Source organism: Caballeronia sp. M23-90, assembly GCF_053574605.1.
The window spans coordinates 1-26297 of the sequence record NZ_JBSIPA010000008.1; the positions used below are offsets into that span (position 1 = coordinate 1).

The 26297-nt window shown below is 59.5% G+C and carries 25 protein-coding genes; 11 read left to right on the top strand and 14 right to left on the bottom strand.

Features of this window, described 5'->3' with window-relative positions; genetic code table 11:
* The first annotated feature begins 446 nt into the window (after positions 1-446).
* On the top strand, positions 447-1460 hold the full coding sequence (locus ACRXB1_RS01895; protein WP_075357759.1) for an alpha/beta hydrolase family protein: 1014 nt from the start codon (positions 447-449) through the stop codon (positions 1458-1460).
* A 318-nt stretch (positions 1461-1778) separates the two neighbouring features.
* On the opposite strand, the gene leuD (ACRXB1_RS01900) is transcribed toward ACRXB1_RS01895, so the two are convergent.
* Positions 1779-2366 (bottom strand): 3-isopropylmalate dehydratase small subunit, encoded by a 588-nt coding sequence (leuD, locus tag ACRXB1_RS01900; protein ID WP_449490902.1) that lies wholly within the window; start codon positions 2364-2366, stop codon positions 1779-1781.
* Positions 2359-3798 carry a 3-isopropylmalate dehydratase large subunit gene (gene leuC, locus ACRXB1_RS01905; RefSeq protein ID WP_449490903.1) on the bottom strand — a complete coding sequence of 480 codons (1440 nt, stop codon included), beginning with the start codon at positions 3796-3798 and terminating at the stop codon, positions 2359-2361. The genes leuD (ACRXB1_RS01900) and leuC (ACRXB1_RS01905) overlap by 8 nt, the downstream gene beginning before the upstream one ends.
* A gap of 221 nt (positions 3799-4019) precedes the next feature.
* On the opposite strand from leuC (ACRXB1_RS01905), the gene ACRXB1_RS01910 reads away from it, so the two are divergent.
* Complete coding sequence (locus ACRXB1_RS01910) at positions 4020-5234, top strand: MFS transporter (protein ID WP_449490904.1); 1215 nt, start codon at positions 4020-4022, stop codon at positions 5232-5234.
* Positions 5235-5240: 6 nt separating this feature from the next.
* Here ACRXB1_RS01910 and ACRXB1_RS01915 read toward each other — a convergent pair whose 3' ends face one another.
* Positions 5241-5978 carry an IclR family transcriptional regulator gene (locus ACRXB1_RS01915; RefSeq protein WP_061999314.1) on the bottom strand — a complete coding sequence of 246 codons (738 nt, stop codon included), beginning with the start codon at positions 5976-5978 and terminating at the stop codon, positions 5241-5243.
* A gap of 185 nt (positions 5979-6163) precedes the next feature.
* Here ACRXB1_RS01915 and ACRXB1_RS01920 point away from each other — a divergent pair, with 185 nt between their 5' ends.
* Genes ACRXB1_RS01920 through ACRXB1_RS01935 form a run of 4 tightly spaced genes read left to right on the top strand, consistent with a single transcriptional unit; the run spans position 6164 to position 10300 of the window.
* Entirely contained in the window at positions 6164-7420 is a 1257-nt protein-coding gene (locus tag ACRXB1_RS01920; protein ID WP_449490905.1) for a CaiB/BaiF CoA transferase family protein, read from the top strand.
* Positions 7421-7445: 25 nt separating this feature from the next.
* Positions 7446-8528 carry a TauD/TfdA family dioxygenase gene (locus tag ACRXB1_RS01925; protein ID WP_449490906.1) on the top strand — a complete coding sequence of 361 codons (1083 nt, stop codon included), beginning with the start codon at positions 7446-7448 and terminating at the stop codon, positions 8526-8528.
* A gap of 16 nt (positions 8529-8544) precedes the next feature.
* On the top strand, positions 8545-9402 hold the full coding sequence (locus ACRXB1_RS01930) for an HpcH/HpaI aldolase/citrate lyase family protein (RefSeq protein ID WP_449490907.1): 858 nt from the start codon (positions 8545-8547) through the stop codon (positions 9400-9402).
* A 22-nt stretch (positions 9403-9424) separates the two neighbouring features.
* Positions 9425-10300, top strand: a complete 876-nt coding sequence (locus ACRXB1_RS01935) for an isocitrate lyase/PEP mutase family protein (RefSeq protein ID WP_075357800.1) — start codon at positions 9425-9427, stop codon at positions 10298-10300.
* A 136-nt stretch (positions 10301-10436) separates the two neighbouring features.
* On the opposite strand, the gene ACRXB1_RS01940 is transcribed toward ACRXB1_RS01935, so the two are convergent.
* From ACRXB1_RS01940 to ACRXB1_RS01960, 5 genes are all read right to left on the bottom strand, one after another.
* Positions 10437-11309 (bottom strand): isocitrate lyase/PEP mutase family protein, encoded by an 873-nt coding sequence (locus ACRXB1_RS01940; RefSeq protein ID WP_449490908.1) that lies wholly within the window; start codon positions 11307-11309, stop codon positions 10437-10439.
* A gap of 49 nt (positions 11310-11358) precedes the next feature.
* Positions 11359-12753, bottom strand: coding sequence for an MFS transporter (locus ACRXB1_RS01945; protein WP_449490909.1), 1395 nt, complete (start codon positions 12751-12753; stop codon positions 11359-11361).
* A 24-nt stretch (positions 12754-12777) separates the two neighbouring features.
* Complete coding sequence (gene leuD / locus ACRXB1_RS01950; protein ID WP_449490910.1) at positions 12778-13389, bottom strand: 3-isopropylmalate dehydratase small subunit; 612 nt, start codon at positions 13387-13389, stop codon at positions 12778-12780.
* Positions 13386-14780 carry a 3-isopropylmalate dehydratase large subunit gene (gene leuC, locus ACRXB1_RS01955; RefSeq protein ID WP_449490923.1) on the bottom strand — a complete coding sequence of 465 codons (1395 nt, stop codon included), beginning with the start codon at positions 14778-14780 and terminating at the stop codon, positions 13386-13388. The genes leuD (ACRXB1_RS01950) and leuC (ACRXB1_RS01955) overlap by 4 nt, the downstream gene beginning before the upstream one ends.
* Before the next feature lie 89 nt (positions 14781-14869).
* Positions 14870-15589 (bottom strand): GntR family transcriptional regulator, encoded by a 720-nt coding sequence (locus tag ACRXB1_RS01960; protein ID WP_061999306.1) that lies wholly within the window; start codon positions 15587-15589, stop codon positions 14870-14872.
* Positions 15590-15878: 289 nt separating this feature from the next.
* Here ACRXB1_RS01960 and ACRXB1_RS01965 point away from each other — a divergent pair, with 289 nt between their 5' ends.
* Genes ACRXB1_RS01965 through ACRXB1_RS01985 form a run of 5 tightly spaced genes read left to right on the top strand, consistent with a single transcriptional unit; the run spans position 15879 to position 20071 of the window.
* Positions 15879-16865, top strand: coding sequence for an ABC transporter substrate-binding protein (locus ACRXB1_RS01965; RefSeq protein ID WP_075357770.1), 987 nt, complete (start codon positions 15879-15881; stop codon positions 16863-16865).
* Positions 16866-16873: 8 nt separating this feature from the next.
* Positions 16874-17722 (top strand): ABC transporter ATP-binding protein, encoded by an 849-nt coding sequence (locus ACRXB1_RS01970; protein ID WP_449490911.1) that lies wholly within the window; start codon positions 16874-16876, stop codon positions 17720-17722.
* Positions 17719-18477, top strand: coding sequence for an ABC transporter permease (locus ACRXB1_RS01975; protein ID WP_062169883.1), 759 nt, complete (start codon positions 17719-17721; stop codon positions 18475-18477). The genes ACRXB1_RS01970 and ACRXB1_RS01975 overlap by 4 nt, the downstream gene beginning before the upstream one ends.
* Positions 18474-19265, top strand: coding sequence for an ABC transporter permease (locus ACRXB1_RS01980; RefSeq protein ID WP_061999302.1), 792 nt, complete (start codon positions 18474-18476; stop codon positions 19263-19265). The genes ACRXB1_RS01975 and ACRXB1_RS01980 overlap by 4 nt, the downstream gene beginning before the upstream one ends.
* 32 nt (positions 19266-19297) lie before the next feature.
* Positions 19298-20071 carry a glutaredoxin domain-containing protein gene (locus tag ACRXB1_RS01985; protein ID WP_449490912.1) on the top strand — a complete coding sequence of 258 codons (774 nt, stop codon included), beginning with the start codon at positions 19298-19300 and terminating at the stop codon, positions 20069-20071.
* Between the two features lie 102 nt (positions 20072-20173).
* On the opposite strand, the gene ACRXB1_RS01990 is transcribed toward ACRXB1_RS01985, so the two are convergent.
* From ACRXB1_RS01990 to ACRXB1_RS02015, 6 genes are all read right to left on the bottom strand, one after another.
* Positions 20174-21346 carry a putative bifunctional diguanylate cyclase/phosphodiesterase gene (locus tag ACRXB1_RS01990; RefSeq protein WP_449490924.1) on the bottom strand — a complete coding sequence of 391 codons (1173 nt, stop codon included), beginning with the start codon at positions 21344-21346 and terminating at the stop codon, positions 20174-20176.
* A gap of 2 nt (positions 21347-21348) precedes the next feature.
* Positions 21349-22134, bottom strand: coding sequence for a hypothetical protein (locus ACRXB1_RS01995; protein WP_449490913.1), 786 nt, complete (start codon positions 22132-22134; stop codon positions 21349-21351).
* A 203-nt stretch (positions 22135-22337) separates the two neighbouring features.
* Positions 22338-23045: a nitroreductase gene (locus ACRXB1_RS02000; RefSeq protein ID WP_062000833.1), complete on the bottom strand. Its 708-nt coding sequence runs from the start codon at positions 23043-23045 to the stop codon at positions 22338-22340.
* A gap of 169 nt (positions 23046-23214) precedes the next feature.
* Complete coding sequence (locus tag ACRXB1_RS02005; RefSeq protein ID WP_075357773.1) at positions 23215-24414, bottom strand: MFS transporter; 1200 nt, start codon at positions 24412-24414, stop codon at positions 23215-23217.
* Between the two features lie 164 nt (positions 24415-24578).
* On the bottom strand, positions 24579-24941 hold the full coding sequence (locus ACRXB1_RS02010) for a hypothetical protein (protein WP_449490914.1): 363 nt from the start codon (positions 24939-24941) through the stop codon (positions 24579-24581).
* Between the two features lie 34 nt (positions 24942-24975).
* Entirely contained in the window at positions 24976-26130 is a 1155-nt protein-coding gene (locus tag ACRXB1_RS02015) for a porin (protein ID WP_075357775.1), read from the bottom strand.
* Positions 26131-26297 lie beyond the last annotated feature (167 nt).

Sequence of the window (26297 nt, forward strand, 5' to 3'; positions counted from 1 at the left end):
CCGGGTCAATGTCATAAGCCGACATAATGAAAACAAAGTCTCGGTCGGCGTGCATGATATTCGGGTCTTTCGGGTGAACAATGAACGTCCCCATCATTCCCATTGCCATCTGCACCATTTCATCAGCAATCAGGCCGTAAAAAATGACAGCCTCGTGAATCGATGTGAAGAGATATCGCCGTTACCCGTTCGGTCTGCGTTTCGTCGTTCGAAGCGGCGTGCTCAACAGAACGGGCACAAGCGCAAAGCGCTTTTGGCAGTCCGAGACAATTTCCAGACTTAAGGAACGTGCATGAAACCCAGTGCGATGGCATCAGTCTCTCGGGACTTTGGGCGCTAGTGGTGGTAGTGCTCACGGCCGGCCGGCCGGATCTGATTGATGTCAGGGGACGCCCGCCGATGAAGATGGCATTATTTCAATAGCTACCCTGTGGAGGTGTCTGGTCATGAGCGAAGAAACGCAGGTGGATTCATTGCGGCTACTGACAAGCCCGGTCCTAGTCCGCGACATGGGCAGTTTCCATGTGGGCGGAGAAATGTTGAGCCTTCAAGGAATGCCGTTTCGTGAGCGGGTCAGTACCAATCAAGGGGCGATTCACCCGGTCGATCAGAACGGCGAGATCATTGCCGGCCAGATGTACGTCCAGTACGTCAAACTCGAACGTCCGACCAGCAAATGGCCCCTGCTGCTGTGGCATGGAGGCGGCATGAGCGGCGTCAACTGGGAAACGACACCCGACGGCCGCCCCGGCTGGCAGATGTTCTTCCTGCGGGCGGGATTTGACGTTTATGTTTCGGATGCGGTCGAGCGAGGCCGTGCTTCATGGGCGCCCTATCCCGAGGTCTATGACGAAGCGCCGTATTTCCGCACCGCACGAGAAGCATGGGAAGAGACCTTTCGGTTTGGGCCCGTTGGATCATGGCATCGCGACCCAGGAGCGAGGTACCCACACCCTGGCGTGCGCTTCCCGGTCGAGTTGATGCAAACCTTCATGAACCAGTTCGTTCCCCGCTGGTCGACGAACAACGAGCGCACGCAACGCGCATACGACGCTCTTGTCGGCAAACTCGACGCCAGCATCATTCTCACGCACAGCCAGGGCGGTAATTTCGGGCTGACCGCTGCGCTAAATGCGCCGGAACGAATCAAGGCAGTCATCTCGCTTGAGCCATCGGGCGCCCCTTCTGCCGATCAAAACGATGCTGCCGCGCTCAGGCATGTGCCTCATCTGTTTGTTTGGGGCGACTTTCTCGATCGGCACTCGTTCTGGGTCGACTCGGTGCCGAAAGTGCGTCGCTGGTACGACGCGCTGGCGGCTGCGGGCGCAGATGTCGAATGGATCGATTTGCCCGCGCGCGGCATTACGGGCAATTCTCACGCGCTCATGGCCGACGACAACAGCGATACCATCGCAATGATCGTGCTTGACTGGCTACGCAAGCGTGGTCTGGCAATCTAAACGAAGGTCGGGGCAGCATGAACGCCGCAATACGGCCCGCCTGCGCTCAAGCATTTCGCGCATGCCGAATGGCTTGCGGGGGCAATCGTCAGATTCAACATCAAGACCGTGCACACGCGTTTCGAGATCATTCACTGCATTGAGCGTCAGCACGGGAACATCGTTGCGCGCAGTACGTTACGCGCTTTACAGATCGATACCGCATGCGCCCGAGAGAGAAACATCGAGCAGCACGACAGCGTAATACGCCGTCGCGATGCCCAAGCTCCCAGACTTGCCGTCGCGCACCCATTCGACACAGCAATCCGCCCTCTCCAATCACCCACCCCAAATCCACGGCCGCTGTACACGATCGTTCTCTTCCCACTGCGTAATGACCGCGGCGCTTTTCATGGTGCGGGAAATTTCATCCAGACCTTCGAGCAGCGCTTCGCGCCGGATCGGTTCAATGTCGAACGGGAAAGCGTGGGAGCCTGAACTCACCATTTGTTTTTCCAGATCGACCTCGACGGCCTGACCCAGCATCGCGATTTCGTTTGCAGGCAGACGAACCGGCAACAGGCCATTCTGAAAGCAGTTGTTGTAGAAAATGTCGCCAAAGCTCTCGGCAATCACACAGCGTATGCCGGCAGCAATGAGTGCCCAAACGGCGCCTTCGCGCGACGAACCACAACCGAAGTTTTCTCCGGCGAGCACGATCGGGGCCCCGCGAAACGGGGCCTGGTTCAGCACGCATGCTGGATCTTCACTGCCATCCGGCCGGAAGCGCAGCGCTTCAAATGCATAGGGACCCAGATCCTGCCGGGCGTTCTGCGTGAGACGTTCTATCCGTATCACCGTGTCAGTGTCGATATTCGACCTCAGCAGTGGTGCTGCAACACCGCTAAGCATAGTGAACTTATCCATGACGGTGCCTTCGTGCGTCGGTGATTACGCCGGTGATGGCCGCAGCAGCAGCGCTTTGTGGACTCACCAGATGCGTGCGCGCGCCCGGGCCCTGACGGCCGATGAAGTTACGGTTGGTCGTTGAAACCGAGCGCGCGCCAGGCGGTACGGTCTCACCATTGGCCGCAACGCACATGCTGCATCCCGGCTCGCGCCATTCGAAGCCAGCGGCAATGAACACGCGGTCGAGACCCTCCGCTTCGGCATCGCGCTTGACTGTCTCGGAACCCGGCACGACCCAGGCATGCACGCCCTTCGCAACCTGCTGTCCGCGAATCACGGCTGCCGCGCTGCGCAGGTCGGACAGCCGCGAATTCGTGCATGAGCCGATAAACACCCAGTCCACCGGCGTTCCCTCCAAGCTTTGTCCCGCAGCGAGCCCCATGTAGTCCAGTGCGTCGCGCCAGGCTGCGCGGTGCTTGTCGTCGGGTGCGCAGGCGGGATCGGGCACGGCACCATCGATAGCCATTACATGCTCGGGACTTGTGCCCCACGTGATCATCGGCTTTATTCCGGTCGTGTCGATGTGCACTTCACGATCGAAAAATGCGCCTGGATCAGAAGGTAGCGTGCGCCAGTGCGCCACCGCCATGTCGAACATCGACCCACTCGGCGCCCGGTCGCGTCCCTCGAGATACGCGTACGTGGTGTCGTCGGGCGCAATCATCCCGACCTTCGCGCCGAGCTCTATGGAGAGATTGCAAAGCGTAAGGCGCGCTTCGATGTCCAGCGCCCGTACCGTTGAACCAGCGTATTCGACGGCATACCCCGTTCCCGCCTTGGCCCCGAGTTTGCCGATCAAATACAACACCAGGTCTTTCGCCGTGACGCCGTCCTGCAGCGGACCGTCGAAGGTGACGCGCAGCGTCTTTGGCTTCTGCTGCCAAAGCGTCTGCGTGGCAAGGGCATGCACCAGCTCGGACGCGCCAATGCCAAACGCCAGCGCGCCAAGGGCGCCATTCGTGCATGTATGACTGTCGCCGCAGACCAGCGTGCTGCCCGGCAAGACAATCCCGAGCTCTGGCCCCATCACGTGAACGATACCGTGCCCGATCTCACCGGTATCGAAGAAACGGATGCCTTGCGCGGCCGAACGTCCCTTCAGACCAGCCCACAACTTTGCGCCGCCGGGATACGTTTGACCGGTTCTCCCCGGCGCGCTCGATACGGCGTGATCGGGCGTGGAAAACGAAAGCTCAGGATGCCGAACCGATAAGCCACGTTGCTCCAGCGCCGTCAGTGCGTTATTGCCGGACAGATCGTGCAACAACATCCGGTCGATGTGAAGCAGCGTCCACGCGTTGTCTGTGACCGTGATCGCATGCGCATCCCAGACTTTGTCGAACAGCGTTCTAACGGCGGCGTGCCGGTTAAGGCTTTCAATTTTATTCATGGACCTTCCTTCATCCGATGCGGGCGCAACGCGCGCCTGAGCATTCTGCTATTGATTTCCGCGCGGGAAAAACGCGGGTAATCCCTGCCTCAAACGTGCTTGCAGCGCGCAGACGGCTCCCATAAACTCCGAATAGACAGTATGTCTGTTTTTAAGACCGACAATCCATAATCATCACCCGTCGAGAATCCAGATCTGTCAAAAAATCACATGGAGAAGACATGAGCCTTAGGTACAAGCTGCTGATGCTGACGTGGCTGCTGCAGTTCGTGAACTACCTGGACCGGGTCAGCATCTCGGTAGCCGCACCGTCGATGATGAAAGCCTTGCACCTCGACGCCGCCCAGCTTGGCGTGATCTTCGCCGCGTTCGCGCTTGGCTACGCGCTGATGCAACTGCCGGGCGGCATGCTGTCGGACCGCTTCGGCACAAAGGCCCTGCTGGTCGTCGCGCCGCTCCTGTTCTCGCTGTTCACGGGATTGACCGGTCTGGTGTCGACCGTGACGGCAATGGTGGTCGTGCGCTTCTGCTTTGGATTGTCAGAGGGATCGTGCAATGCAGCGGTCTACAAACTGGTCGCTGACAACTTCAGCTCGAAGGACGCCGCCCGCGCGCACAGTGTGTGGCTGAGCGCGCTCGCAATCGGTCCGGCGGTGGTCGCGCCGGTCGTCGTTTGGCTGCTCGTGCGCGGTCCGTGGCAGCACGTATTTTTCTTCTTCGCGATCCCTGGCGTGATCGTCTCGATTCTGATCTACGCGATGATTCCGCCGCAAGTCGCGGGCGCGAAATCATCGCTGGCGGAACGTGCGGAACGTCGCGCACACTGGAAGACATTCATCAGACTGAAGAGCACGTGGCTGCTGTTTTTCGGATACATGACGTTCAGCATCGGGTATTGGGGCTTCCTCGGCTGGGTGCCGAGCTATCTTTCGGCACAACGGCATATCGATTTGAAGGCGCTCGGCTTTGCGGCATCGATCCCGTACCTGTTCGGTTTTCTTGGACTGATCGTTTTCGGCACGCTGGGGAGCGGCACGCTGCATCGCAAGCGTCCAGTCATGCTTGCGCTTGGCTACACCGGCACCGCGATCGCGCTGTACTTCACTTTCACCGCCGACGACCCCGCAATGTGCATCGCCGGCCTCTCCGCTGCGGCTTTCCTGCTCTACGGCAGCCTTTCGCCGTACGCCGGTCTCGTCGCGCACCTTGCGCCCGAAGGCGCGCGCGGCGGCTATGCCGGCTTCATCAACACGGGCGGACAGATTGGCGGGTTGACGGCGCCCCTGGTGGTAGGCGCGATCGTGAAGACGAGCGGGTCGTACAACGGCGGGTTCATCTTCATGATCGGCGCACTGCTGATCGGCGCCGTGTGCTTTGCATTCCTCCAGACGCAGATGTCGCGACGCGCAGTACCGCTCGTGAACGCGCAAGCCTAGAGCGCATCAGCGCATGACATCGCTTGGCGCGAATGGCGGTTCGAACAGTGCAGGATCACCGCCGAGCGCAGTAGTCAGCTCGGCGCCGGCTCGCATCACGAACGGCAGATAGAGTTTGAATTCCTTCTTGTCGAACCGGTAGCGAGGAATCCCCAGCGATATCGCACATATCAGTTTCTGCCCCACACCGAACACGGGCACTGCAATGGCAGCGCTCTCGGCATCGCGTTCACCAAGGGACACGGCATAGCCCGCGTCACGGACTTTCTTGAGCGTCGCGCCCTTGTCGCCTGCGAAGGCGAGCAGCACTTTGCCGGCGGCGCCCTTTTCGAGCGTGAGACGCTCTCCTTCGCGCACATGCATACGTACGGAGCGTTGCCATTCCAGCCGATAAAGACACAGGCGCACGTCGTCTTCCCTGACGTAGACAGCCGCGGTCTCGCCTGTCTGCTTGACCAGTTCGCGAAGCACCGGCAACGCGTAGTCCTGCAGCCGGAACGAGCCCTGGTAGATCATGCCGAGATGGAACAGCGTGGGGCCGAGCATGTAGCGGCCATCGGCAAGACGCTTGAGGTAGCCGAAGCTTTCCAGCGACTCGCACAAACGAAGGATGGTACTGTGATAGAGACCCGTTGCCGCCGTGAGATCGGCGAGCGTCATGCCGTCGACGCTTTCTTCGAACGCCTTGAGAATGCTCAGCGCCCTGTTCACGGCTGCTACGCCTGTATCGGCTGGATTTGCCATGTCGTGTTGCCAATGATTTCGTTCGTCAATGTTATGCGGGGTCAGCGTCTCGCGCCCCGCGCGCGGCCTAAAAGTAAAGCAATTCAGGGCACTCCGCAAGGCGCGGCCGTTTGCTTAAATAGACATCATGTCTATTTCTGTGTAACCTGAATTCAGAGCCTCAATGCGCAACGCTCGGGAAACCCATGTCAAAGCTGCACAAGAAGGAATTCTCACACGATGAAAACGGCCCGCTGCACGGCTTGAGGGTCGTGGACCTGTCGCGCCTCGTGGCTGGCAATATGCTGACTCTGCAGCTTGCCGATTTCGGTGCAGATGTCGTCAAGGTCGAGCCCATTGCCGGCGATACCTTGCGTGCGTTCAAGACTGATGGTTACGAGATATTCTGGAAGACGTATGCGCGCAACAAAAAGAGCGTGTGCGTCGACTTCCGTCGCAAGGAAGCAATCGAACTCATAGCGCGCATGATCGACGATGCCGACGTGCTCGTCGAAAGTTTCCGACCGGGCACGCTGGAGGAAATGGGACTCGCGCCCGCAAGACTCCACGAACGCAATCCACGGCTCGTCATTGCGCGGATTTCGGGCTGGGGGCAAACCGGCATCTTCCGGAACAAGCCGGGTTTCGGCACGCTGGTGGAAGGATATTCCGGCTTCGCGTCAATGAATGGCTTTGCTGATCGTGAACCGGTGCTGCCGCCCATGTTCCTCGGTGACATGACAACCGGCATCTATGGCGCCAATGCGGTGATGATGGCGCTCTGGCATACACGGGTGAACGGCGGTTGCGGGCAAGTACTCGACATCTCTCTCTTCGAACCGACGCTCTCGATTCTCGGGCCGCAGGTTGCAAACTTCAAGCTCAATGGCCGCATCAAGCCGCGCACCGGCAGCCGCTCCGGCACGACGGCGCCGCGCAATACCTACAAGACGGCGGATGGAAAATGGCTCTGCGTTTCGACCTCGACACAGTCGATGGCGCAACGGCTGTTCGCGACCATCGGCAAGCCCGAACTGACCAGCGATGTGCGCTATGCAACCAACGCCGCCCGGGTCGCCCATGTGGAAGAGATCGATCGCATCGTAGGCGGGTTTATCAACGAGCGGACGCTGAGTGAGAATCGCGCACTGTTCGATGCCGCCGATGTCACCGCCGGCCCCGTTTTCGACGCCGCGGATCTGCTCGAGGACCACTACGTGTGCGAACGGGAAAGCATCGTGGAAGTCGACGATCACGAAGTCGGCCAGTTGCCGATGCACAACGTCGTCCCGCGTCTATCCGCAACGCCTGGCGGCTTTCGCTTTCCGGCGCCGCTCAAGGGCGAGCATAGCGGTGAAATCCTCGCCCCGCTTCTCGGCGACGCTGCGTATCGGAAGCTCGTTACCGACGGTGTGATCGTGGAAACGGACCGCGAGCACGCGGTGATTGCGCCGGTCGCCTGAATCAATTTCCAACTGGAGACAGTGAATGAATACCATCGAATCAGCAATCGATAGCCCCGCAGTCTGGAAAGGTCCCGACCTCGACTGGACCAAAGAAGGTTTGCATCTGCTCAGCGCCAGCGAGCTTGCCGAGATCGACCATGCGCTGCGCCACCTGCAGGCGCTGGGTAACATCGACTTTCCGGACATCACGCCAGAGACGTTTCCACTGGATGGCGTCGGCCAGTTGATGCGCGACCTGCCGCATTTCCTTGCCAATGGTCGCGGCTTCCTGATGCTGCGGGGACTGCCTCGCGACAAATATTCCGACGACGACATGGCGCAGATCTACGTTGGTCTCGGCTCGTACATCAGCCGCCCGGTCACGCAGTCGTATCTTGGCGATCTGCTCGGGCACGTCATGGATGTCAGCGACTACGAGCCGAAATCACGTGGTTATCGCAAGGGCGGCGGTCAATTGATGCACACGGACTCCTGCGACATCATTGGCCTGATGTGCTTGCGCACGGCGATTTCCGGCGGCGAAAGCCGCATCTCGAGTGCTGTTGCCGTGCACAATCACATGCTTGAACACCGGCCGGATCTGCTCGAGGTGCTGCGCGAAGGACTGTTCCTCAAGCGTACCGACGAAGACGGCCGCCGTGCCACGCGCACGTTCAGCGAATTCAAGGTGCCGTTCTTTACAGGCGAAGGCCCACAGACCATCTGTTATTTGCCGACGGGATATGCGCGCCTCGCCGAGAAAAGCGGTGAACGTCCGTACTCGGCGCTTGAATCGGAGGCGCTGTATCAGGTCCGGAAGATTTCGGCATCGCCGGAGTTCTATCTCGACATGGGCTTTCGCGATGGCGACATCCAGTTCCTCAATAACCGCGTGATGGTGCATGGCCGCACCGACTATCAGGACGCAAAGGCGCTCGAGGACCGGCGGCATCTGATGCGCCTGTGGCTCACCGCGGCTTCATGGCCTGCAATGCCCGACTCGCAGGTCTTCCACAAGGCAGAGGACTTGCGCTTGTGGTCGCAATATCGCAAGCCGTTCAGCGAAATGCCCTCGCACCATAACCGCTTGCTGCTCGAAGGCAATGCGGGCCGGATGGTCGACTGACGTGAGCCATCCGCCCATGAGAAGCAAGCTCTTCGTACCGGGCGCGCGCCCCGAATTGTTCCAGAAAGCCTTTGCCAGTAGTGCCGACGCAATCTCGATCGATCTGGAGGACGCGGTTCCAGAGACGATGAAAGCACATGCACGTGGTGACGTAGCCCGCTTCGTTCGCGATCTCGATCTCGATCATGGGAAGGTGATCGTCATCCGAATCAATCCGCTAGGTTCTGTGCATTTCGACGCCGATCTCGACGCGCTCGTTGGCCTCGATTTCGATATCGTCAATCTGCCGAAGGCCGAGTCGGCCAACGATATCGCCACGCTTGCCGGCGCAATCGGCGAACTGGAAAAACAGCGCGCTCATCGCCGGCCGTTGAAGATCCTGGCGAACGTCGAGTCGCCTCGCGGCTTGCGTTTCGCCGCCGACATTGCTTTGGCGAGTCCGCGTGTCATGGGCTTGCAAATCGGGTATGGCGATCTTTTCGAGCCGCTGGACATCGGGCGCAAGCACGCAGGCGCGCTAGAACACGTGCAACTTGCAGTGCGGTTCGCGGCGGGAGAAGCCGGTATTGCCGCCTTTGACGGCGCATTTCCGGATATCGCCGATCAAACAGGCTTCCGCGAAGAAGCCATGCGCGCAAAAGCCCTCGGCTTTCGCGGCAAGAGCTGCATTCATCCAACGCAGATCGCGGCAGCCAACGAGGCATTCATGCCAAGCGGGACCGAAATCGCTTTTTCGCGCAAGGTAGTCGAGGCGTGGCGGAAAGCCGGCGCGCTGGGTCGAGGCGCGATCGTTGTCGATGGCATCATGATCGATGCCCCTTACGCCGCGAAAGCGGAAGCCGTTTTGCTGCAAGCACAACGCCTGGCGGTCTGAAATCACCCTGAAGGAGATGCGCATGTCGGACCCCGTTGCCTCTTCACGCTCGAAGCGCCTGCGTCAATTGCTCGACAGCGGTCAATTGACCGTCGCACCCGGCGTTTATGATGGCCTGACCGCACGACTCGCCGAGCAAGCGGGTTTCTCAGCCCTCTACATGACCGGCGCGGGTACGTCAGCGTCGTTCGGCCTGCCGGACTACGGCCTCCTGACGATGACCGAGATGGTCGCCAATGCAGCACGCATCGTCGCATGCACGACGCTGCCGCTCATCGCGGATGCTGACACCGGCTACGGGAACGAACTCAATGTCACGCGCACCGTGCGCGCTTACGAACAGGCGGGCGTGTCGGCGATTCATATTGAAGATCAGGTCGCGCCCAAGCGCTGCGGCCATCTGGACGGCAAGGAACTGATCTCGACGGCGGAGTTCGTCGCAAAGATTCGTGCCGCGCTTGCGGCGCGGCACGATCCCGATTTCACGATCATTGCGCGCACCGACGCCAACGGCGTGCTTGGTTTCGATGAGGCCATCGCACGGGCCAACTCAGCGCTCGCAGCGGGCGCCGATATCGCGTTTGTCGAGGCGCCGAGCGATCTGGAACAAATCGCGGCCGTGCCGAAGCGCGTCAATGGACCGTGCCTTTTCAATATCGTGCGTGGCGGCAAGAGCCCCGACATGGCGCTGCGCGATGTGCAGAAACTGGGTTATACGCTCGCAATTCTGCCGAGCGTGTTGCTCGCAAGTGTGATGCAGACGTGCGAAAGCACGCTCAAGGACTTGCGCGAAACGGGTGTGCCGCCGGCTTCGTCGACGGCGCTCAGCGCGCGCGAGCGATTTCGACGCATGGGTGCAGACGATTGGGACGCTTTGCGCACGCAGTTTATCGATTGACTACTGCGTGGGTGGTGTCTTGTCGCGCGTGCCCTTCACTTTCTACTTCAGGCCAGCGCCGAATTCCCGCGATCCATTCGGCGCTGGATGACAGGCGACTCCATCCCTTTCATCGCCCTGTTCTCTTCAATTTCAATCACTCGGCATGGGCCTTGTCGAAGTCCCAGACCGCCTGAAAGCCCATCAGTTCGCACATGGCTTTGAACGGCATCATGTTGGCCTCCGCGCCAGTGGTTCCCTTGAGCGCTTTTATTTCGCCATATACATTTTCGAGCGCGCGAGCGACGCTCAAGAATCCCGCCGACGGATAAATCGCAATCGAAAAACCGAGATCCTGCAACTCCGCCGGCGTCAGTTGCGGCGTCCTGCCGCCCTCCACCACGTTCACCAGCAAGGGCATATCGAACGACTTGCCGATCGTTTCGAGTTCCTCCACGGTCTCCGGCGACTCGATGAATACGACGTCCGCACCTGCTTTTGCGTAGGCTTCGCCACGGCGCAATGCTTCATCCAGGCCAAGCGTTGTCCGTGCATCTGTTCTCGCGATGATCTGGAAGTCCTTGTCCTCCCGCGCGTCGCTCGCGACCTGGATCTTCTTCACCATGTCGGCTGTCGGAATCACACGGCGCCCAGGCGTGTGCCCGCATTTCTTTGGAAACTCCTGGTCCTCTATCTGGATGCCGGCCGCGCCTGCGCGTTCGTAGCCACGAATCGTATGCGCCATGTTGAGCAGTCCGCCGTAGCCGGTATCCGCGTCGCAGACAAGCGGGGTCGTGGCAGCCGCGCAAAACGCCGTGACGCGATTGATCATGTCGGTGTATGTGGCAATCCCTGCGTCCGGCTCGCCAAGATAAGACGCAACCGTACCGAAGCCTGTCATGTACAGGCAATCGAAGTTCATCGTGTCCGCGAGACGCACCGAGATCATGTCGAAGATGCCGGGCGCAACAACGATCTCGCCGGAATTGAGTCGTGCTTTAAGCGCTTTTCTACGGGAATTAGCAGTCATGTCGATTACCTTCTGAAATGAGTGAACAGAAAAAAATTAGCGAAACCAGTCAATGAACCCGCTCGCTGGGAATGTCCGTGGCTGGGCGATGCAACGACGGATCGCCCGGGACCACCGCGATTTCTTCGAGCGAGCGGCGGTTAGTCTCGACACCGAAGACGGCCAGTACGGCGACCATCAAGACCAATGCGCCGATAATGACCGACAGCACGTCCTTGATGCCGCCAGTGGCATACATGAGTACGACGATCTGCGGAGCGACGATGCCCGACAAGCGGCCGGCCGATCCGGCGATGCCATTGCCTCGCATCCGGTTCTCGGTGGCGAACAGTTCAGGAATGTATGTCGCGACGCCAAGCGCGACCATCAGGTAAGTCATCGTGAAGAGCAGAAAGCCGAGCAGCGTCGCCATTTCCACGCTGGTGGAATTGCCGTACAGCCACCCAACGATGGCGGCAAGGATTCCAACGCCGATGAGTCCGTTCTTGCGGCCGACGCGGTCCGCTATCAGCACGCCCACAAGCGCGCCCGCCGGTCCGCCCAGCGCCATCAGCGACGAGTAGCCAAGAGACGACGCCATGCCGTGTCCCTGCTTGATCAGAAAGGTGGGCACCCACACGATAAAACCGTAGATCACCACGTTGATCGCGATCTGGATCACCACCGCGAGCAGCGTCCGGCGCAACAACGGCGGCCGGAACAGACTGCCGAGCGACGTTGCCTTGATCGGAGCAGCCGCCGGTTCCACGATCGCGGGTAACGCGCGTCCTTGCGCAGTCTCCGCCTCGATGCCCGCCAGAATGGCTTCAGCTTCCTCGAAGCGTCCCTTGGATTCGAGCCAGCGCGGCGACTCCGGCATCTTCTTGCGCAGCACCCAGACACCGAGCGCGCCGACGCCGACAATTGCGAACATCGCCCGCCAGCCGATCGTAGGAATGATCAGATAGCCTATATAGGTCGAGAAAAACAGCGCGGAGTTCGTAATCAACGACAGATACGCCGACCACTTTCCCCGCACCGCCGGCGGAATGAATTCGCCTATCGAGCCATAGCCGACAACGATCTCCGCCCCCAATCCGAGCCCCATGAAAAAGCGGCAGGCGATCAGCCAGTTCATGCTTGGCGCAAGCGATCCCGCGATGGATGCAATACCGAAGATCGCCAGGTTGAACTGATAGGTGAACTTCCGGCCGTAGGCGTCGCCCAGAAGTCCGGCCGTGAACGCGCCGATCAACATGCCGATGAAGGTCGACGACAGGAATGCCGCGTTCAACGTCATGCTCGACCAGCCGCTGCGCGACAGCGCACCGAGCACCCCGCCGGCGAGGTAGATATCGAAGGAATCGAGGAACATGCCACCGCCGATCAGCCACAAGATTCGCCGGTGAAACGATGAAGTCGGTAACCGGTCCAGTCTTGCGCCTGCATGTACCGTGCTCAGCATATTCGGACTCCGATGTAATGAATGTTATTGCTGAATGTAAACCCATGGACACCGCACCTTGCCGGCTTGCTGAAACGCGAGAATGCGCGCGTCGTGCCGGAGCGTCTGGTCGATCTCGTCAAGCCCTTCGAGCAGCGCGTCACGGTGGTGGCCGGGAAAATCGAAAGCGACAGGCGGCACACCGGGCGCGCTGACCGTGCGGCTGTGAAGGTCCACGCAGAGCGGGTCGCCGCGCCCGGCTGCCGCAGCAAGCAGCTCGATCTGCGCCGCGCTCATGCGTATTGCCAACAGACCGTTCTGAATGCAGTTTGCATAAAAGATGTCGCCGAAACTCTGCGCGATCACGCAGCAGATGCCGAACTCTTCCAGCGCCCAGACCGCCATTTCGCGTGAGCTGCCGCAACCGAAATTGCTGCCGGAAAGGAGGATTTTCGCGCCTCGGAACGGTGGCTGGTTGAGGATGAACGATGGGTTTTCGCTTCCATCGGCGTGATAACGCATCATCTCGAACGCCCACGCCTTGAACTGCCCGCGCTGCAATTGCGCAATGCGTTCGACACGCACGATCATGTCGGTATCGATGTTGTCGCGCAAAAGCGGCGCGGCAATGCCTTCACACACGGTGAATGCTTTCATGCGGCACGCTCCACGCCGGGCATGGCGATCTTCCCTGCTATGGCGCTCGCCGCCGCTACGCTGGGGCTGGCCAGATGCGTCAGTGCACCCGGTCCCTGCCGTCCCACGAAATTGCGATTCGACGTCGATACACATCGTTCTCCCGGGCCGACCAGGTCGCCGTTCGCGCCAACACACATCGAGCAGCCCGGTTCGCGCCACTCGAAGCCCGCAGCAATGAAAATCTGGTCAAGCCCTTCGCGTTCGGCGTGACGCTTGACGTCGATCGAGCCGGGTACGACCCATGCCTTAACATGGCGCGCCACGTGCATGCCCTTCACCACGCTCGCGGCGTTGCGCAAGTCGCTGAGCCGGCTGTTCGTACACGAGCCAATGAAGACACGGTCGATCTGCGTGTCGTCGAGCCGTTGTCCCGCCTTGAGCTGCATGTAGGACAGGGCCTTTTCAAGCGCCTCGCGCCGCAAGGGGTCGGGTTCATCCAGGGGATCGGGAACCCGCGCATCAATGGCCATCACGTGTTCGGGACTCGTGCCCCATGTCACTTGCGGGCGGATCTGCGTGGCGTCGACCGTGATTTCCTTGTCAAAAACCGCATCGGTATCGCTTGCAAGCAGACGCCATTGCGAAATGGCCTGGTCAAGCGCCTCTCCCTTCGGCGCATAGTCGCGTCCTTCGATGTAAGCGAACGTGGTCCCGTCGGGGGCAATCATGCCGACCTTCGCGCCAAGCTCGATCGACAGGTTGCACAGTGTCAGACGCGCCTCCACGCGCAGCGCCTCGATTGCCGGTCCCGCGTACTCGACTGCATATCCCGTTGCCGCCGAGGTTCCAAGCACCCCGATCAGATACAGGATCATGTCCTTGGCTTCGACGCCCGGCCGCGTCTCTCCTTCGAAGCGCACCCGCATGGTGGCAGGACGTGTCTGGCGGATGGTCTGCGTCGCGAGTACATGAACCTGCTCGGTCGAGCCTATGCCGAACGCGATCGCACCGAGCGCGCCATGTGTGCACGTATGACTGTCGGCGCAAACGAGCAGCAGCCCCGGCAAGGTCAGTCCGAGTTCCGGACCGATCACGTGGACGATTCCCTGGCGGCCATCGTCGATATCGAAGCGCTCTATGCCAAGGCGGGTGGTCTGTTCCCGCAGCGTACTGATCGCAGTCGTGCTCCATTCGGCATCGCCCGCCGCGCGCCCTGGCCGCGTGGAGATCACATGATCGACCGTGGCAAACGTCAGCTCGGGATTATGGACAGCGGCGCCACGCTGCTCGAGCTGGCGGATCGCAGCGACGCTCGTCAGCTCATGCATCAGGTGCCGGTCCACATGCAGCAGGCTGACGCCGCCCGGCAAGTCGGCAATCACATGCGCGTCCCAGATCTTGTCGAACATGGTTCTTGCCACGACTCGTCTCCCTGGCGTTTTGTCCCAATGACGGCTCGAGCCGTTCGTGCGTTCGTATAGCGCTACATCGTGCAGCGCTACTTCGGCGGCTTGAGCGCCGGCAGCTTGACCAGCGCATCTGCCGAATGCCACAGGTGCTGCTGCATGGCTTTGCTTGCGGCATCCGGGTCGCCGGCCAGGATCCCCGCGGCAATCGCCTCGTGTTCGGCCAACGAGTTGCGCACGATCGCATCCACGCCGATGCGCTGGCGCAACTGGATCATGAAAACGGGCAATTGGTACCTGTCGATCAGTTCGCTTAACTGAGGGTTGTTGCACATGTCCACGATGATCCGATGAAACTGGCGGTTATCGACTACGAACGCCTGGAAGTCCGGGTGCGTGAAATGCCGCCGTCCGCGCTCCAGCACCTCGGTGAAGCGGGCGCGGTTATCGCCCTCGTCGATGACTTCGGCGGCACGCCGCGCGGCAAAACCTTCGAGCGCTTCTCGCACCTGGTACAGGTTCGCGATTTCATCGACGGACAAGTGACGGACCACTGCGCCGCGATTCGGAATCAGATCGACAAGGCCATCGGCGACAAGCCGCCTGAACGCTTCACGCAATGAACCCCGGCTGATCCCGAGTTCCTCGATCAGGTCGCGTGAAATCAGGCGCTGCCCGGGGACAAGGCGCCCTTCCAGGATTTGCTGTTTAAGCAGATCCGCTGTCCTGTCGACCGTTTCCCCGGTGCGAAGCAAGGGTTCGATCGCGGCTTGGGGCGCGTCGTCGAGCTGGTCAATGGATTCGTAGTTCATGGATCGATATGGCGGCCTTTTCGGCCTGCACAGGATTTTGTCTCAATGGAAACGCAAAGTTGGGCTCGCTGAAAGTGTAGGACAAAAAGGGGCTCACGCGCTGCTTCTAATTGAGACAAGACACGGAAAACCACGCAGTAGATCGCCACAATCCTTGACTGACAAGGCTTTCAGGGTTTTTAGGTGTAAACAAGCATGGCGACAAGTCAAGCTGAGGACTAAAAGTATCCTACAATTTTTCCATAAATCTCTGATCAAAGTCTAACAACGACCATTCAGGAGACCCCCGATGAAGCTCAACCGCGCGCTGGCGCGACTTGCCGTGCTGACAACGCTGCTGAGTCCGGTACTGGCAGCGACGCATGTGCAAGCCGCAACGCTGACTGTCACGCACTGGATCGACGGCATGTATGGCGTTCCCTTCGCGGTCGCCCTCGACAAGGGCTATTTCAAGCAAAACGGGGTGGACGTCACGGGCTTCATTACATCGGAAGGCGGCGGCACGTCAGTGCGCAATGCGATGGCGTCCGAGATTCCCTATGGCGAAGTTGCGTTGCCGGCTGCCATCGCTGCGATCAAGCAAGGCGTGCCGATCACGATCGTGCATAGCGGCGTTCAGAGCGTGGCGGACCTGTTGTGGGTCCAGCTAAAGGCATCGAACGTGAACGGCATTGCGGACATGAAGGGAAAGAGCATTGGCTACAGCAGCCCCAAATCGATGACCGAGATGATCACGATCGTCGGTCTCGAACGTGCCGGGCTCACGGGCCAGGTGCAGCGCAAACCCGTCGGCGCTTCCGGCACGATGATGATTGCATTGCAGCAACACGCGGTCGATGTTGCCTACATGACGGAGCCTGCCTACAGCGCGCGCAAGGACCAATTGAAAATCGCATTTCGCTCGACCGATATCGTCCCGGCCGAGACGCAGACTGTAGGCGTGGTGCGAACTGATTACCTGAAGGCGCATCCCGAAACGATCAAGGCGATCATCGATGCACGCGCCAAGGGCGTGCAATACATTGCCGCGCATCGTGAGGAGTCCGCGCAGATTCTCGCCAAAGCCTACAAGATCGATCTGGCGGTTGCGAAGTCGGCCATCGACAACTGTCTCGATACCGATCCGCACTACTGGAGCACCGGCCGTTTCAACTACACGAGCATGGACGAAGTGGTGAAAGGTCTCGTGCTGATCAAGGCAGTGGAACCGGGCCCGTTCGACTGGCATGCGATCGTCGACGAATCGATGCTGCCCGCGAGTGATCGCTCAAAGTGAGGCCAGCGATGAAATCCCTGCCCTTGTCCGTCGTGCCGGCAAGCAACGTGGAGCGTGGCGAGTCGGAGATTCACGCGACGCTCACCGATGTCACACGGTTCTATGCCGCCGAGCATGGCAAGTTGCCCTTTCACGCGCTTGGGCCGGTCAGCTTGAGCCTGCAGAAAGGCGAGTTCTTTTCGGTCGTCGGCCCGTCGGGTTGCGGCAAATCGACGTTGCTCGATGTCATCGCCGGACTCAACGCAGCGAGCTCCGGCACGGTGACGTTCGAAAATGCTCCCGTGCGAGGCAAAGTGCCGGAAGGCGTCGCGGTGGTTTTCCAGGAAGACGCAACGTTCCCCTGGCTCGATGTCTACGACAACGCCGCATTTGGCGCACGCCGTGCGGGCGTGTCCGAAAGCGAGATCCGCGAACGGGTCGAGCATGCGCTCGCTTTCATGGGCCTGAAGGCGTTCACGCATTCGTATCCGGTCCAGCTCTCGGGTGGCATGCGTCAGCGCGTTTGCATCGCGCGTGCAATGGTCGTGCGTCCGCGGCTCATGCTGCTCGACGAACCCTTCGGTGCACTCGATCAACAAACTCGTCTGCTGATGGGCGAGGAGATGCTGAAGCTCTGGCGCGAGACTGGCGCGACTGTGATGCTGATCACGCATTCCATCGATGAAGCAGTGCTGCTATCGGATCGTATCGGCGTGATGTCGGCGTGTCCGGGACGGTTCATTGAAACGATCCACACCGGCTGGTCACGGCAGCGCGACAGCAACACCGCACTCGATCCGCGCTTCGGCGAACTGACGGCGCGCGTGTGGGGACTGCTGCGCAGTGAAGCGCTCAAGGCTCTCGGGAGTCAGACATGAAAGTCGCGGCGCGCTGGCGCCTGGCACTGGTCGTGCTCTTCGTCGCGACGCTGGAGGTGGCAAGCCGGCTTGCGTGGATCGATCCGGTGTCGTTCATACCGCCATCCAGAATGGTTGAAGGTGCGTGGGCGTTGCTGGCTTCCGGCGACTACACACACGACATTCTGCAAACGCTCGCCAATGCGACACTCGCGGTATTGCTGGCGGTGACCGGAGGTTTCGCGTTCGGCGTAGGTCTGTTCCGGCTGCCGCGCTTGCGGCGCGTGATCGACCCGTTGCTTCTGTCGTATTACGCGGTGCCTATTTTTGTTGTGTATCCGGTCCTGATCGTGATTTTCGGATTGAACCGCTGGCCGCTCGTTGCTATCGGCTTTCTGTTTGGCGTCGTTGCAATGGCCGCCAATACACTTAATGGACTCGAACGCGTGCCGCGCGTGCTGCTGCGCTCCGCACGCGCCATGCGCATGAGTGCGCTCGATGAGATCCGTCTCGTCACGCTGCCCTCGAGCCTGCCATTCGTGTTCACCGGCATCAAGCTGACCGTGGTGTATGCGTTCATTGCGGTGATCGCCGGCGAATTCGTTCTGGCGGGATCGGGTTTCGGTTTCAGGATCGCTTACGCATACAACAATTTCGATAACCCCACCATGTATGGGCTGATGCTGTTACTGCTGGTTTTTGTCGGCACGCTGAACATGCTGCTTCATATGGCCGAACAGCGTCTCTACAGCCGCACACGGAGGAGCCCGGCATGAGCACCATTGCGACGGCTGCCCTGAAGCCAAAACGCTCCGCCTCACGATGGAGCGACAGCGTCCTGTTGATCGTGGTCCTGCTTGCGCTGTGGCAAATTGCCAGTTCGCTATTGGGCGATGACGTCCTGCCCGGTCCATGGGCCACCTCCGTCCGCCTTAAGGCAATCCTGCAAGACGAAGACTTTCCAGAGAACTTGCGGGTGACGTCGATTGCGTTTTCGCTCGGCTTTGCGATCTCGTGCGTCGGCGGCGTTTGCCTGGGTCTGGTCCTCGGCGTCAAGCGCCTCGCGGGCGACGTGATAGAGCCGATCCTGATGGCGTTCTATGCTATTCCGAAGATCACGCTCTACCCGGTTGTCCTCCTCATGTTCGGACTGGGCCTCTATGCCAAGGTCACGTTCGGCGTGATCCACGGCATCATTCCCATCACCGTATTCACGATGGGCGCCGTGCGCAACATGCGGCCGGTTTTTGGCCGCACTGCGCGCGCCTGCCGCCTGTCGCCAGTTGCATATGCGCGTTACGTGCTGCTCCCCGCTGCCGTTCCGGAAGTGCTCGCGGGCCTGCGCATCGGCTTCTCGCTGACGCTGCTCGGTACGCTGATCGGCGAGATGTTTGCGTCGCAAAGCGGCATAGGCCACATGCTGATGATCGCGATGGGACGCAACGACACGCGAACCATCATGGCGCTGGCGATCCTGTTGTTCGTGTTCGCAACGGTAGTGAACCTGTTGCTGCTTAAGTGGCACCACAGCCTGGCAAAGTCGGACAACGGATTGAATTCCTGATTGATTTCACCAAAGTCGATTCTTGGGGAACGATGATGACCGAAACAATGAACGCAGCGCGCATCAAGGTTTTCTGGCAGCCCGGATGTTCGTCATGCTTACGAACCAAAGAATTTCTGACTGAACAGGGTATCGAATTCGAATCCCTCGACGTTCATAACGATCCCGATGCGCTCGCGCAACTCGTGGAACTGGGTGCTCGCAGCGTGCCGGTCGTTTCAATCGGCAAGCGTTATACGTTCTGCCAGTCAATCCACGACGTCATCAAGTTCCTCGACCTCAAGACGCGCGTCATGGACCCGCTGCCTCCCGCGCAACTTGTGGCCAAGCTCGACCTTCTGATGAGTGCGAATGCCCGATACATTCGCCAGTTCACCGCGGAGCAATTGAAGACGCCATTCCGCAACAGGAACCGGACGCCGGCCGGGCTGGGCTTTCATATGTTCCGCGTGGCCGAGATGGGAATGCAGGCCGCGCAAGGTATTTCATTGCGCTTCGAGTCCTTCGATGAACTTCCCCCCGACGACTGGAGCGGCGAGGACATTGCTGCCTGGGGTGAGCGTGTACACGCGAAATTCCTGGACTGGTGGGCGGCAGAAAGCGACCCGATGGTGGACTACAGTGTCGAGACCTACTACGGCACCCGGCCGTTCCACGAAGTGCTGGAGCGCACCGCCTGGCACGCGGCGCAGCATACGCGCCAGGTCATGCTGATGCTGGAAAGTGATGGCATCGCGCCTGATGGACCGCTGAGCGCGGCCGATCTCGAAGGACTGCCCGTGCCACACGAGGTGTGGGACCGGTAGCATCGAATCACCCGAGCTTCCTCGCCCCGGTGCTTTCGCGCCGGACCCGTTGAATCGGCAGAACATCGTGACTAGCGGTTTCTCCATAAGCCAACGCGATGTTCATTGGTGTTGAGACCTCGTCATCAGGCATGCAAGCGCATCTTGTTCGCTCATCGGTTTGCCAAACATATAGCCTTGGCCCGAGTTGCAGCCAAGCGCCACCACAGCATCCCGCTGCTGGTTGGTCTCGATTCCTTCGACCGTGCATTCCACTTTCAGCCTGTGGCACATGTCGACAACTGTCCGCACGATATCCCGACACGCTTTGTCCAACTCGATCCCTTCGATGAAGCTCCGGTCGATCTTGATCTTGTCGAGCGGCAACCGGTGCACATAACTCAAGCTCGAATGCCCCGAACCGAAATCATCGAGCGCAATGCGCGCACCGAGCCTGCGCAAGGCAGCGATCGAAGCGCACGCCTGGTCGATATCCGGCATGACAGTTGTTTCCGTGACTTCGAACTCGATGCGCGCCGGGTCAATACCGCTGTCCCTCACAATATCGATGATGCGATTCGTCTGCTCGCTCGACGAGAGATCGCGAACGGAAAGATTGAACGAGACGAAGACGTCCGACGGCCATATTGTCAGCACCGCAAGCGCCTTTGTCAGCAGGTTCGTCGTCAGTCGATGCACAAGGTCAGAGCGTTCCGCGACGGGGATGAACTCGTCCGGACCGACGACTCCGAGCTTGCCGTTGGTCCAGCGTGCGAGCGCCTCGAAGCCGACGATCTGCGTCGTGTGCAAATCCACGATCGGTTGAAACGCGAGCGTCATCTGGTCGTGAAGTACTGCGAGCCGCAATTCCTGCTCGATAACACTTGCCCGACGGATTTGCGTTTCGTGCATGGAGGAGAAGATCGCCGACGACCCGCGCGCCGTTCGTTTAGCAAAATACATTGCATAGTCGGCGCGTTCGAAAAGTTCTTCCGAGGTCACGCCGGCGTCGGGGAACGTAGCGAAGCCTACGGAGCCAAGCAGTCCCACTGTGGCGTCGCGAATGAGCACATCGTCCTTGAGTGTCGCGCAAATCAGGTTGCCGAGCATCAACAACTCTTCGCGCGTCATGTCCCGATCGATCAGGATACCGAATTCATCGCCACCCAGCCTCGAAACCTGTGTATGGATGCATGCAATGCCAACCAGCCGGTTCGCTGCCTCCGAGAGCAGCCGGTCGCCGACCGAATGCCCGTAGGCGTCGTTCACTTGCTTGAAGCCGTCCAGATCGATCAGTCCTACGGCGAAACGGCGCTTCTGCGCCTCTGCGCCTCTGCGCTTACAAGCATGGCGTCCAGCGACGAAAAGAAACTGCGCCGGTTCGGGAGGCCGGTCATGCTGTCGAGATTGGCAAGACGGAAATTGTCGTCACTGAGCGTCTGCGTAGCGGCCTGTTGCTTGAGCAATTGTTTCTTCGAATCGATCAGGTTCGCAAAGTCGCGGTAGTTGATGAACAAAATGACGATCATCGCTAATGCGACGAGCGCAATGTTCACGGCAATCGCAATGAATACCGGTTGTCCGCTCAGAACGAAAAAGATGGTCCACGGAATTACGACGATTGCGGTGAGAAGTAATGCGGCCGGACGCAGGTGCATCAGGCAGAAGATGCAGCCTATTACCGTGATCGACATGTAAAACGCAATGTGCGCCTGCGCGTAGGCATCGCCATATTCGTAAAGCTTGAGCGCCCAGGCGGTAAAGGCGATGCCGAACACGACAGTCAGACGGACGGTCTTTCGCAAAAGGCTTACAGCCTTGTCGTGAGACAGATAGATCGCGCGACGCTGCCACCAGTGGATCGCGCGCCACAAGCAAACGATGCAAAGCGCACCTGGCAAATACACGCTCAGCCACAAAGGCGCCAGGCGAAAATGCGTTACGCATACCGCGATGGTATTGACAACGAGAATGAAATACAGGAGCGGCAACTGGCGTCCAAGCGCCGAGAGTTGCGAACGGGTCAGTTCCGGATTGTCGTCGCAAACGCGCAACAGCGATCGAATCGAGTTCGAAGATCGCATGGGGTACTACCTCTCTCAGGATATTTTTTTGTGTGTCGCCGTTACTTTATGGCTTTCGATCGTATTTACGGCATTTTTGAGCGCAATCTTGAGTTCGGCGGCCACACTAGATAACCGCGGCAGCCGCTTGACTGTCGAGAGAGTTTTGCTTCCCGCATCGAATGGCTGCGAGACGCAAGTGGGTATTGCGTGATCGCAGCCCGCTAGTTGAAAAAACGCGTGAAGGCTTCGACATCTTGTCGCTTGGGGCTGAATTCGTTCACCACTGCGTCAGGGTCGGCATAACCAAGCGCCATTCCGCACAAGACCATCTCATCAGGCGGGACGTTCAGGTGCTCACACACAATTTGCGGTACCTCGGCTATGGAAGCTTGGGCGCACGTGTGAAGGCCTCGTGCGCGCGCAGCCAATGCGATACTCTGAAGGAACATGCCGTAATCGATATAACTCCCTGACGCCATGCGCCTGTCGATAGTAAAAATCATGCCGACTGGCGCATCGAAGAAAACGAAGTTACGGGCGCGTTGCGCGGCCAGCCTGTCTTTTTCGTGCCGTTCAATGCCGAGTGTTGCATAAAGCCCCCAGCCACATGCGCGACGGCGACTGAGGTACGGCTCTTCTATCGGGTTCATGTAGAAATCGTACTCCCGCATGACGTCGCCATTGTTGGAAAGATAGGCCGCCTGCATTGCATGCGTCAGCTTGGCCAGTGTCTCGCCCGTCGCGACATACACATGCCACGGCTGGAAATTCGATCCGCTGGGTGCGTGAGATGCCAGGCGCAAGACGTCTTCAATCTGCTCACGCTCCACCTCTTTATTCAGAAATGCACGCACCGAGCGTCGCGTCAGCAGCGCCTCATCTACCGTCCCGGCCGAGTCCACCGATAGTTTTTGCTGATTCACTTCCATCATTTCTCCTTTCAGGCGAATGGCCACGCCATTTTTCCAGGATGACCATCGTTACTTGTCGACCGGCGACCGGAGCCATGCGAAGGCGCTTTCAACGAGGCGCAACGCTGCCATCCACGATATCAAGACCGAAACATGCCCAGGACATGCCACTGGAAAGCGTGACGTGCTACATAGAGGATGCGCGTCGGGCCACGCGCCAGTTGAATACGGCGCCCAGTGAAAGTAGCACGGACGTTCCGAGGAACACCGCACGCATACCAACATGACCGCCGACGAACCCGCCCATCAACGGCCCCGCGACTTGTCCCGCGAACTGCGCGGAGACGCAATACCCCAAAACGGTTCCCGCCATGTGATCCGGTACGCAGCGCCGGATTGCGGCGATGACACAAGGCATCAGGCCGCCCAGCGCAAGCCCCATCAAAAATCTCAAGCCGATCAGTTGCCAGCCCGAATTGACGAACGCCTGCGGAATCATGAGGAGCGCCGCCATGACCAGTGCGAACACGATAACGGTGGAATATCCGATGCGGTCCGCCAGCTTTCCCAGCCGCGATGCCGACAAAATGCTGCCCAACGCGGCCGCGGACATCGCGAGTCCCGCGAACATCGTTACCTGCTTCGGGTCCCTGACCAACGTGCCCACATAAACGGTGATGATCGGCTCGATCGACATGTTGGCGAACATCAGCAACAGTGATGTCGCGAGCATGGCGATAACCACCGTCTTCGCAGAAATTTCAGACCAACCGCGTTTTGGTTTCGGTTCGTTTCCCCGAGGCTGCCGGGGCGCTTCCTTGACCAGAAACACCGTCGCAAGAAAAGCGATAAAAATCATGGCGCCTGCGCACCAAAACGTTGCGCGGATGCCGATCAACGGCGGCAGCGACCCACCGACCAACGGTCCAAGCAGATTGCCCGCCATGACGCCGGACGACAGCATGCCAAGCGCCCATGCCGAGCGATCGCGCGGCGTTTGCGTGGCGACAAGGATCGTGGCGCCGGAAGAGTATCCGCCGGCAATACCCGCAAGCAGGCGCAACCCGACAAGCTGCCAGACATTGGTCGAAAATCCAATCAGCGACATGACAATCGCCATGCCGAAGCTCGCGCGCACAAGCATTGGCTTGCGTCCATAGCGGTCGCCGAGATATCCCCATAACGGCGCTACCAGCCCGGCAGTCATGAACGTGGCGCTATAGGCGACTCCCGACCATTGCACGATCGCTGCATGCCCGCGCACGCCAAGCTGTTCCACATAGATAGGCAAGAACGGCAGCATCAACGTCATGGCGAAGATGGTCGAGAACGACCCCAGAAGACACACGATGAGATTGCGCTGCCAATGTTCGTTGATATCTGACATGAAGATCGCGAGAGCTCCGTACCATCTATGAGAAGGAAGTCCTGCCTTCGTCCAAGGTCTTGGAGCCAAGAGCGTATTTCATTATCTGATGAATTAATTTTTGCTGCACAGGGTCGTAAGAAACCGGAGCCGCAAGCAAACGATTGAATTCTCCGCAATGGTCCTCAATAGGTCACCAGGCATTCTCTTCTGCAGACGCAGGTGGCGACCCTTGAGCGACCCTTGAGCGACCCTTGAGCGACCCGACAAGACGACGCCATGTCTTCGCGGAAACCATCTGCGAATACATAGTCATGCAGAAGTCTGATTTGTGCGCTGTAGAACGAGTGAATGCCTTCAGAACAAGTCAGTGTTCCATGGCAGTTGACATGCGTCTCGACGAAGACCCGGAGATTCACGGCGCGCCGCAGGAACGGCGTGGCGGCGGTGGCGGCCGCAGTAGCCATAAGCGGCGGCGCAACCGTCGCGAATCCAGATCGGCCAGTGCAATGACGACGGCGTTCGTCAAGCTCGAGCGCGTCATTCAAGTACGAAAACCGTCGCCTTCGAGAGCCGCGCGTATCAGAACTTGTGGCGCATACCCAGGATCACGAGTTCCTGGCTGGCTGTACCGTTGAAACCGTAGGAGCCAATCGATGCTTGTGCGTTCTGCGTCGTGCCGTCCGGATTGAGCTGCGTGCCGCTCGCATGCTGATAGGCGGCCACGGCGTAGAAGTCCGTGCGCTTCGAGACTGAGTAGTCGGCGCCCAGGCTCGCCTGATGGTACTTGGCCGACGTATCGCCGCTCGCCTTCGTGTACGTGTAGCCCGCCCCCAGCAACATGGCAGGCGTCAACTGATAGTTCACGAACGCGCTGCCAATATTGAATTTCTCGGTGCTGGCGAACGTCGACGCGCCGTCGTTTTTGTACTGCGCATTGCTGTACGACGCGCCCACCGTGAACGACCCGATGGCGTACTGGATCGCACCGCGCGCGATGCCGAGCGATTTGGCGGTAGCGTAGCCCGTATTGATGGCGCCGTCGAAAATCGCGTCCGACGACGAGGTCGGATCCCAACCGTCGCGGAAGGCGCCGGCGGTCGGGTTCGGATTGGTCGCGAGGAAGTAACCTCCGGCGATGCCGAGCGGGCCGTTGTTGTACGTGACCGCACCGCTGTACGTGTAACCCTGACCCGTGCGACCGGCAAGACCGCTGAACGCATACAGGCCTTCAAACTGCAGCCCGGCAAAATTCGGCGAGACGTACTTGAGCGCATTGGACACGCGCAAGCTGTTGTCGTAGTTGTCGACGTCGCCCGGCGTCGCGAAGGCGCTGCCAAAGTAGTTGTCTTCGGTGATTGGCTGGACCATGTCGACGAGCGGATCGTACTGGCGGCCGATCGTGGCAGTACCCCAGGAATCCCCGGTCAACCCGACGAACGCTTGCCGCCCGAACTCCTTGCCTCCCTGTCCAAGCGTGCCATTGGCAATGTCGAAGCCATTTTCCAAATCGAAAATTGCTTTCAGACCTCCGCCGAGATCTTCAGATCCCTTCAAGCCCCAGCGATCACCAGAAAGCGTGCCGTCAATGAAACCCCAGCGAGCGCCCGAACTGGTTTTAACGTAACCGACACCTGCATCGATAGTGCCGTATAGCGTGACACTGGATTGAGCATAGGCGGCGCCGGTCATTCCGAACAGCGTCAACGAAAGCGCACTTAAAGCGATCTTTTTCATTCCGTTCTCCACGCGATAAAAAATCAGGAAGCGAATCAGCGCAGAGCATACATCTCAAAAAAACGAGTAATTAAAGCTGTTGCCCTTTTGCAACTTGATCAAGTCAATCGAAGTCGCTGATTAATAAACGAAAGATGCCCATCGGCAAATGAATGCAGGATGGGCAG

Coding starts and splice junctions, on each gene's coding strand:
- ACRXB1_RS01895 (WP_075357759.1), top strand. CDS start 447: ATGAGCGAAGAAACGCAGGTGGATTCATTGCGGCTACTGACAAGCCCG.
- leuD (WP_449490902.1), bottom strand. CDS start 2,366: ATGGATAAGTTCACTATGCTTAGCGGTGTTGCAGCACCACTGCTGAGG.
- leuC (WP_449490903.1), bottom strand. CDS start 3,798: ATGAATAAAATTGAAAGCCTTAACCGGCACGCCGCCGTTAGAACGCTG.
- ACRXB1_RS01910 (WP_449490904.1), top strand. CDS start 4,020: ATGAGCCTTAGGTACAAGCTGCTGATGCTGACGTGGCTGCTGCAGTTC.
- ACRXB1_RS01915 (WP_061999314.1), bottom strand. CDS start 5,978: ATGGCAAATCCAGCCGATACAGGCGTAGCAGCCGTGAACAGGGCGCTG.
- ACRXB1_RS01920 (WP_449490905.1), top strand. CDS start 6,164: ATGTCAAAGCTGCACAAGAAGGAATTCTCACACGATGAAAACGGCCCG.
- ACRXB1_RS01925 (WP_449490906.1), top strand. CDS start 7,446: ATGAATACCATCGAATCAGCAATCGATAGCCCCGCAGTCTGGAAAGGT.
- ACRXB1_RS01930 (WP_449490907.1), top strand. CDS start 8,545: ATGAGAAGCAAGCTCTTCGTACCGGGCGCGCGCCCCGAATTGTTCCAG.
- ACRXB1_RS01935 (WP_075357800.1), top strand. CDS start 9,425: ATGTCGGACCCCGTTGCCTCTTCACGCTCGAAGCGCCTGCGTCAATTG.
- ACRXB1_RS01940 (WP_449490908.1), bottom strand. CDS start 11,309: ATGACTGCTAATTCCCGTAGAAAAGCGCTTAAAGCACGACTCAATTCC.
- ACRXB1_RS01945 (WP_449490909.1), bottom strand. CDS start 12,753: ATGCTGAGCACGGTACATGCAGGCGCAAGACTGGACCGGTTACCGACT.
- leuD (WP_449490910.1), bottom strand. CDS start 13,389: ATGAAAGCATTCACCGTGTGTGAAGGCATTGCCGCGCCGCTTTTGCGC.
- leuC (WP_449490923.1), bottom strand. CDS start 14,780: ATGTTCGACAAGATCTGGGACGCGCATGTGATTGCCGACTTGCCGGGC.
- ACRXB1_RS01960 (WP_061999306.1), bottom strand. CDS start 15,589: ATGAACTACGAATCCATTGACCAGCTCGACGACGCGCCCCAAGCCGCG.
- ACRXB1_RS01965 (WP_075357770.1), top strand. CDS start 15,879: ATGAAGCTCAACCGCGCGCTGGCGCGACTTGCCGTGCTGACAACGCTG.
- ACRXB1_RS01970 (WP_449490911.1), top strand. CDS start 16,874: ATGAAATCCCTGCCCTTGTCCGTCGTGCCGGCAAGCAACGTGGAGCGT.
- ACRXB1_RS01975 (WP_062169883.1), top strand. CDS start 17,719: ATGAAAGTCGCGGCGCGCTGGCGCCTGGCACTGGTCGTGCTCTTCGTC.
- ACRXB1_RS01980 (WP_061999302.1), top strand. CDS start 18,474: ATGAGCACCATTGCGACGGCTGCCCTGAAGCCAAAACGCTCCGCCTCA.
- ACRXB1_RS01985 (WP_449490912.1), top strand. CDS start 19,298: ATGATGACCGAAACAATGAACGCAGCGCGCATCAAGGTTTTCTGGCAG.
- ACRXB1_RS01995 (WP_449490913.1), bottom strand. CDS start 22,134: ATGCGATCTTCGAACTCGATTCGATCGCTGTTGCGCGTTTGCGACGAC.
- ACRXB1_RS02000 (WP_062000833.1), bottom strand. CDS start 23,045: ATGGAAGTGAATCAGCAAAAACTATCGGTGGACTCGGCCGGGACGGTA.
- ACRXB1_RS02005 (WP_075357773.1), bottom strand. CDS start 24,414: ATGTCAGATATCAACGAACATTGGCAGCGCAATCTCATCGTGTGTCTT.
- ACRXB1_RS02015 (WP_075357775.1), bottom strand. CDS start 26,130: ATGAAAAAGATCGCTTTAAGTGCGCTTTCGTTGACGCTGTTCGGAATG.